Source organism: Candidatus Aminicenantes bacterium, from assembly GCA_011049425.1.
Taxonomy (GTDB): domain Bacteria; phylum Acidobacteriota; class Aminicenantia; order UBA2199; family UBA2199; genus UBA876.
This window is the reverse complement of the sequence record DSBM01000103.1, coordinates 1-8,019: the sequence shown is the minus strand read 5'-3', so window position 1 is coordinate 8,019 and position 8,019 is coordinate 1. Positions and strand designations below refer to the sequence as shown.

Genomic DNA, 8,019 nt, shown 5'->3' with positions numbered 1-8,019 from the left:
TAATTCGTCGCCTCCTTAAATGCAACTTGGATAACGGGCGGCTGGCTAGGCTTTGCCCGTGGGGGATTTTAACCCCCTGAATCGCGCCAGCTTGCTTGGCGCACTCAAGAACCGTCCCCATTCAGCACCCCATTCAGAAGGTTGATTCCCCTCTTGCGTTACCGTACACTGGAGGGGAGGCCTCCATGCCATCCAAACGCGTCATCCTGGTTGAAGCATCCGCAGGGTCGGGCAAGACCTTCCGCCTGACCCGCCAGTACCTGGCACGCCTCTTTACTTCGTTCAAGGGCATCAACGAAAAGTCGATCAAGCCTGAGCAATCTTCGCGCATCCTGGGCAGCCTGCTGGCCATCACCTTCACCAACAGGGCCGCGGGAGAGATGCGCCAGCGCATTATCCGTACGCTTAAGCACCTGGCGTTCGGCGTTGACGATTCCGCCGGCCTGAGCGCGGAGGGCGGGGCCCTGGCGGCGGCTCTGGAACAGGATACGGGTATTTCCCGCGAGCGGCTCGCCGGCGTGGCCCTGCCGCTCCTGGAACGGATCATCACCCACTTCGGGGAGTTCAATGTCAAAACCATCGACTCCCTGATGAGCCAGGTCGTGCGGGTGATCGCCCCGGATCTGGAACTGCCTCCCGAGTTTGAGATCGAGGTGAACGCCGATCCCTGGGTCCGGCGCAAGGGGCTGGAGTTCATGGACGGGTTTTCCCGCCGCGACTGGGAAGAGGCCCGGCGTTTCCTGGAAGGGCTTTCCGGCATGGCTCCCCTGCGTTCCTGGCGGGTGGAGGAACCGGTGGTGGAGCTGCTCAGCCGCATCCGACGTTTTTCCCTCAACACCCCCCTGGCGCCGGTGACCCGTGCGGATATGGATGCGTGCCGGGGTGATCGGGAGCGTATCCTGCAGGTTTTTTCCCGGCAGTCCCGGGAATTGCACGCATTGATGACCGAACCCCCCTTAAAAAAAAGTCGTAACGCCAACCTGCATGGCGGCAGAGTCAGAGCCGAGGCCCTGGCGGACCTGGAGGCCGCCGGCCGTGATCCGACCCCTGCGGTGCTGAAATCCCTGGCCGGTAAAGCGATTTTCAAGAATTGCGCTGAGGACCTGCTGCTCGGCAAAGCGGACCCCGCTTTTGTTTCGCGTTTCAATGCGTTGCACCGCGCCGCGCATCGCGATTTCGCAAAGGTTTTGCGCCACAATGCCCGCTGCCGCGTGATTCACGTGCAGCGCTTTCTGGAAGATTTTGAAGAACTCCTGGCCCGGGACCGGGAAACCCTGTTCGTGGAGGAATTCTCCCGCCTGATCCGGGGGCGTTTGACCGCCTGGGAACATGAGGCCATGCCATATGTCTACCTGAAGTTGTCCGACCGTTTTCGCCACTTTCTGTTCGATGAATTCCAGGACACCAGCCGCCTTCAGTTCCAGGCACTGGCGCCGTTGATCGACGAAACCCTCTCTTCCGATTCCCAGGCTTCCTTTTTCCTAGTGGGTGACCGCAAGCAGGCCATCTACCGCTGGCGGGGGGGGAACCCGGACCTGATGGACGAATCGCGGCTGCGTAGGGAAATGGAGACGCTGGACCAGGTGGCTCCGGGCCCAATCGGGGACAGCCTCGAGGCCAACTGGCGCAGCCTGCGCAATATCGTGATGTTCAACAACCGCTTCTGGGAACCCGGCACACTGGAGGCCGCCCTGCCCGGAGATGCTCCCGGGGATGTGCAGGATCATTTCGCCCGGGTGCGCCAGGAGGTCGGGCCGAAATCCGCCGCAGGCGGCTGCGTGAATGTATGGTTGCGGTTGCATCCCAGGGATCCGGATAACGAGGAAAAACTGTCGGGTGCCATGCTGGAGGACTGCGTGGCCGCAGTCGCGGAGCAAAGGAACGCCGGATTCCGCTACGGGGAGATGGCCGTGCTGTTGCGCACCAACCTGCAGGGCCGCCGCATGATGCAGCGCCTGGCCGCCGCGGGTGTGCCCGCGGTTTCAGGTGAATCAATGCTGCTGGGAAGCTCTCCCGAGCTGTGCCAGCTTCTCTCCTGCCTGAGGTTCCTGGAATTTCCCCCGGACAACCTCGGTTTCTATGCCTTTGTCACCGGCGAGGTGTTTGCCCGCCGGGCCCGGGAAGTGAGCCCGGAAGAGGCCGGCCGGATCGCCGGCTGTGAGCAGTTGCGGCGGCGTTGTCCCGGGCCCCTGTATCCGCTTTTCCGTGAAACGTTTCCCCGCTTGTGGCGGAAGTTGATCGAGCCCCTGTTCCGCTCCATCGGTTTTCTGACCGCCTACGACCTTTTCCAGGACATGTGCGCCTGCCTGCGGATCCACGAACATTTTCCCGAAGCGTCCGCCTTTGTCCTGCGCTTTGCCGAATTCCTGCATTGGGCGGAAAAACGCGGCCTGGTTTCCGTGGCCCACGCCCTGGAGGAATGGGACCGGCTGGAAGAGGAAGGTCAGGGGCAATGGTCCCTGGCCGCGGTGGACGAGGGGGATCGCCTGCGCGTGATGACCCTGCACGGCGCCAAGGGATTGGAATTCCCCTGCGTCATCCTGCCCGTGCTGGACGGCGCGTCCGGCCGTGAGGCACCCCTGTACGAGGACGCCGGCCGACTGTTGCAGTTGGACGCAAACGTGGCCGCCGTGGACGACGAACTGGGTCGGGTGTACGCCAGCGAATTGCACCACCGCCTGGTGGACCTGTTGAACCTCTACTACGTGGGGTTTACCCGGGCGTGTCGATCCCTGACCGTTATCATGGGTAAAACGAAACTGGAACGCAAGGTCAGGAAAAAGCGTGAAACCAAGCTGAATCACTCTTTCAGCGATATCATGTTTCACCACCCCCTGCTGCAGCCGGGCCTGGACGCGGTGGATGAGGCGGCCGGGTTGTTCACCCTGTTGCAGGAAGGGGATCCCGGGGCCGCGCCGCGGCGGACAAAAGAGTCGGCAGCCGTATCCCCACAGGTGCCCGGAGAAAAGCGCCTGATGACCGCTGACTGGCAGCGGCGCTTCCTGGTGTTTTCCGCCGCCAAGAAGGTGCCGGCGACTCCCGAAAGCCGCCGGGGTGACCGGGTCCACCAGGTCCTGGCCGGACTGGGGGTGTACGAGAACGTTGGCTCGCTGGCGGCGGGCCTGCGCGCCCGTGCGAGGGACCTTTTGGAAAACGATCATACCGAGGCCCTGACCGTTTTCCTGGCCGACCCCGGGGCCATGCGTTTTTTCGTGGGTGACATCACGGCACATAGGGAGATCGACGTGGCAGGTCGCGAAGACGGCGGCGTGCGGGTGGTGCGCCTGGACCGGCTGGTGCTGGCCGCGGATACGGCCTGGGTGGTGGACTTCAAGACCGGCGCCGAGTACGCGGATGCCCACCGGCAACAGGTGGCCGCGTACATGCAGGTGGTGGCGCCCTTGTTCCCGGACAAACGGGTGCGTGGCGTCCTGCTGTATACCGACCTGGGCCGGGTGGATGAAGTGTCATGATCCGCCTGGTACCGTTGCACGAATCACTGGTGAACGCGGTGGCCCGGTTCCTGGCCGGACAAGAGGAGTCAATCTCGTCCACCCTGGTGGTCTATCCCTCGCGCCGCCTGCGTGTTTTCCTGTTGGATGCCCTGGGCCGCTGTTTTTCCGGGGCGTTTTTTCCCCCGCGCCTGCTCACGGTGGATGGATTTTTTAAATGCCTGCACGCCCGGGCGGTTCCAGGCTGCGAAGAAGCCTCTGAGTTGGAAGCCGCCCTGGCCCTTGACGCCGCGCTGAACAACCTGTTTCCCGCAGGTACCTACGGCCTGGCGCCGGGAAAAGATTTTCTCGACCGCTATCCGCGCCTGCTCCAGTTCATGGGCGTGGCAGAGGAATGCCTGGTGGAGGGCGCCAGCCTGGGGGAGATCGACCGTGACGTGTTTTCCCGCTACGTCGAGTTGGGTGAATACCACCGCGAATACAAGGATTTCCTGGCCTGCCTGCCCCGGGTGATAGACGGGTACGCGGAAAGGCTGGCACACTTGAACCGGGCGTCCCGGGGCATGATGTACAGTCGCGTGGCCGCCGCGTCGGATGCGGGGGAATTAAGGCTTCCCGACGGGGTGGAGCGGGTGGTGTTCATGGGCCTGACCGCCTTAAACCGCAGTGAGCAACGCGTACTGACCCGGATTTTCCGTGACCACCCGGCCGAATTGTTCATGCGTACCGACGCGGCCGCCCTGGCCGATCCCGCTTCCCCCTTCGCCCTGCAAAAGGAAACCGTCAACCTGCTGGGGGGCGGGCCGGATCTCTTTCCCGGGGGGGAACCGGAATGGAACTGTTTTTCCGGCCGGGTGCGGCTCCATCCCTGCGGGGACGGGGAAACCATGATGGCCGCCCTGCACAAGGAACTGGCCGCCGCCGTGGCGGCATGCAAAACTCCCGCGGATTTGCTGCGCATCGGCGTGGTGATCCCCGATGCCGGAGCCCTGGTGCCCTTCATCCAGGGCGTGGTGTCCCGCTTTGACATGAGCGCGCGGGAAGTCCCCTTCAACATCACCCTGGGATACCCATTCGCGCGTACTCCCCTGTTCCAGCTCCTGGACGGCATGCTCAACCTGGCAAGGCAACGGGAGGGGGATCTGTTCCCGGCACCACTCTACCTGGACCTGTTGCGGCATCCCTACGTCAAGCTCTCCGGCGGGGGAGAGGAAGCGGACACCCTGCTGCGCCTCACCCTGCACCGGGCGGAGTCATGGATCCACCGCGAAAACCGGCTTCGCGTTTCCCGGGAGGAGATCGAACTCCAGGCGGAAAATAGTGACGCCGGCGGAGCGGCCGCCCGGGAGGCGGTTGCGGCGATGCACCGGCGTTTCCTGTTGTCCGGTACGGATGACCTTGATGCACTGTGCGCCGGCCTGGAAGCAGGCATCCGTCCCCTGCGGGATGTGCCGGGATATCTTTTTCTAAAGGACACGGTCGACACAGCCCTGGCCGCCCTGGAAGAGTTACGCGGGTTGATCCGTGACGCCGGGTCCGGAGTCCTGGAGGGCTCCCTCAAGGCCCGCACGCAATTCATCCACAACTACCTGACTCATCGCGAGATCCGTTTCCAGGGTTCGCCGCTGAAGGGCATCCAGGTGATGGGGCTGCTGGAGTTCCGCGGTCTCTCCTTTGACTGGGTGTTTGTTTTGGACGCCGTTGAGGGCACGTTGCCGCGCAGCCGCAAGCAGGACCCCCTGCTGCCCCGGGACGTGCGCGCAGCCCTGGGCATCCGCCAGCACACAGACTGGGAGCAGTTGTTCGCCGTGGATTTCTTTTCCCTTACCGCCGCGTCCCAGGTGGACCTGTTCTGGAGCGAAGACGCCGGCTGGGCACCGGCCCACCGCTCGCGTTTCATTGAGCGCATGCTGCTGGAGACGGAAAAACAGAAAGGCGAGCCGTTGCCGCAAGTGCGCTTCGTTCCCCGCTTTGAACCGCCTCGGGTAAAACTGTCCCGCATGAACAAGGACGAAACCATCCACGCCAAACTCTCCTCCATGGCGTTCTCTCCCTCCGTCCTGGAAACCTACCTCCACTGCCCGCTGCGGTTCTACTTCCAGCGCATCCTGGGGCTGGACCAGCGGCAACGGTTGGAAGCCGATCCCGACGCCGGCGAGCTGGGCGGGCTGCTCCACCAGGCCCTGTTCCGCCTCTACGGCGGTGAAGACCCCGCGATCCCGGACCCCGGGACAATCGAATCCCGCCTCCAGGCCATCCTCGAGGAGGAGTATCGCCGCGGCGGCTTCGATTCCGATTCGGGCGTGGGGCGCATGCGTTTGTGGATGTTTCAGCAGCGCCTGGCGGACTTCGTTTTCGGGGACGTGGAACAGTTGCGGGAACGCGGCACGCGCATCTTGGGCCTGGAAAAGGAATATTGCGCAGAAATTTCCGTGGCGGACCTGGACCACCCGGTGCCCCTGCTGGGGCGCTGCGACCGCGTGGAAAAAGAGGGAAACCGGGTGCGGGTGGTGGACTACAAGTCGGGGGCATCCTTCCGGGCGTATACCAAGGAGGGGATTCCCGGGGAAGCGCCGGAACTTTACAACCTGCCCGAGGAGGAATATACCGGCGCCCTAGAATCCATGGCCGGAAACCTGAAAGGGTTCCAGCTATACACCTACATGCTCATGCTCCACGGCAGGGACGGGGATCCCCTGGACAACCTGGACGCCGAATACGTGTTCCTGCGGGAGACGGAGGACAAGAACCGGCGCGCTCCGGTCTTCAAAGAATCCCTCTCACCCGAGGAACGGGCCGAACAGATCCGCCGCTTCCGCCTCCACCTTGACGCCCTCCTGTGCGACATCTTCCTGCGCCCCGACTTCATCCCTATCCCCGACGAATCCAACTGCAAACACTGCCCCTTCCGCACCCCCTGCGGCAACATCTGATTCACCAGGTCATTCAAGTCTCAGGACTGGGGGGTCAGGTCTTTCCGGGCTGTTGCCCAAACAGGCAAGAAAGTGTCAGCTATTCTAGAAAACATAAAAATTCAGGGTATTTCCTGATTTTCTAACCAAGCATAATACACTCAGGCATAACTCTTCGGCCAGATACATTGACGTTGTAACCATATTTGTCTTTCAATAAACCGTACATGAAATCAAGATTTAAAATCTCCTTCAACTTGCACAAAGGATGATTCTTCCTGACCTTCTTTTCCAAAATGAAATTGTAAAACAACTTACCGCTCTTGGGACTCTCAACCCCGATCATGACTTGCTCTCAAGGCATTTTTTCATAATAATAATTTCCCATCTCAGCAACTTTATATCAATAAATTATCCGTCAATAGTACCAATGACTGTCATTTATTCGATTTGGGCAACAGCCCGTTGCATTGTTACTTTTGCGGTAGTCAAGCAGACCCGGGTGAGCCATATATGAAGTGTTATTTTTTGACAATTTTCTACACTGTGAAATACTGGAATTATCATGATGACTGCCGGGTTATGGTTATAAAATGTCGAAAATCTCCAAAGCCGATATTTCCAAAGGACGGCAATACCGTACGATTCCATATACGCACAGGGCCTTCTACAACAGAGCTAAGCGCAAGTCAGACGCAGGAATATGTAAAACAGCGGTTTATGGGCTAACAAACCGCTGCACTGGATTTTTGCTCCGCTACGCTCCGCAAAAACCAGTGAGTTCAAACGTTATCAGTATAATTTGAACCTTGACATTGACTACAATACGGACTAAAATATAGTCAAAATAAGGAGGGTGTTATGAAATTAAGTGAGTCAGTAAAACCAATCAGTTATCTGAAAGCACATGCTTCCGAGATGTTGCGCGATCTGTCAAATAATCAGAAAACCATGGTTATTACCCAAAATGGAGAAGCAAAAGCTGTTCTTCAGGACATAAAATCATACGAAGAAATGCAGGAAAGTCTGGCATTGCTTAAAATGCTTTCCCTGAGTTCTAAATCGAGAGACAAAAAACAATACAAAACCATTGAAACTTCTTTTAGTGATATTCACAATAAAATTGAAAAATAAAATGAAATATAACGTATATGTAATTTCGGACGCGGAAGAAGATGTTCTGGATATCTACAGGTATGTTTCACTTCATGATACGGAAGAAAAAGCAAAATATCTTTTAGACAAAATTGAGAAGACATGTCAAAGTCTGGAAGAGTACCCTAAAAAAGGCCACGTGCCTCCTGAATTAGAGCGGATAGGTGTATATAATTATCGAGAAGTGCATTTTAAACCGTATCGCATTATTTATGAGATTGGTGAAAACGAGGTTTTTATACACTGCGTCCTGGACGGGAGGAGATCACTGCAGGAATTACTTGAGCGGCGACTTTTAAGATAAATACTAATTAAAAATTGGCTCCTCACAAAAATCTGTGCATAAGGTGAGACCAGCCTATGTTGGCCGCCAGCTTAACCAACGGGTGATCGTGATCGATCATATCCGAAAGTTCCTGACGAAAAAGATGACTTTGGGGGTTGTTTTGTGGAGAATGTTTGGGCTTCATTTTTACCTCTTTTTTTGCAAGGAAATGAAC

Annotated in this window: 4 protein-coding genes; all 4 read left to right on the top strand. The window is 58.4% G+C overall.

The features are described from left to right. Positions 1-185 precede the first annotated feature (185 nt). Entirely contained in the window at positions 186-3,473 is a 3,288-nt protein-coding gene (locus ENN40_06465; GenBank protein HDP94986.1) for a hypothetical protein, read from the top strand. Next, positions 3,470-6,385, top strand: a complete 2,916-nt coding sequence (locus tag ENN40_06460; protein HDP94985.1) for a PD-(D/E)XK nuclease family protein — start codon at positions 3,470-3,472, stop codon at positions 6,383-6,385. Before ENN40_06465 ends, ENN40_06460 begins: the two co-directional genes overlap by 4 nt. A gap of 840 nt (positions 6,386-7,225) precedes the next feature. Then, entirely contained in the window at positions 7,226-7,498 is a 273-nt protein-coding gene (locus tag ENN40_06455) for a type II toxin-antitoxin system Phd/YefM family antitoxin (protein ID HDP94984.1), read from the top strand. 1 nt (position 7,499) lies between these two features. Next, a complete protein-coding gene (locus ENN40_06450) occupies positions 7,500-7,823 on the top strand; it encodes a type II toxin-antitoxin system RelE/ParE family toxin (GenBank protein HDP94983.1) in 324 nt (107 codons plus the stop codon). Positions 7,824-8,019 lie beyond the last annotated feature (196 nt).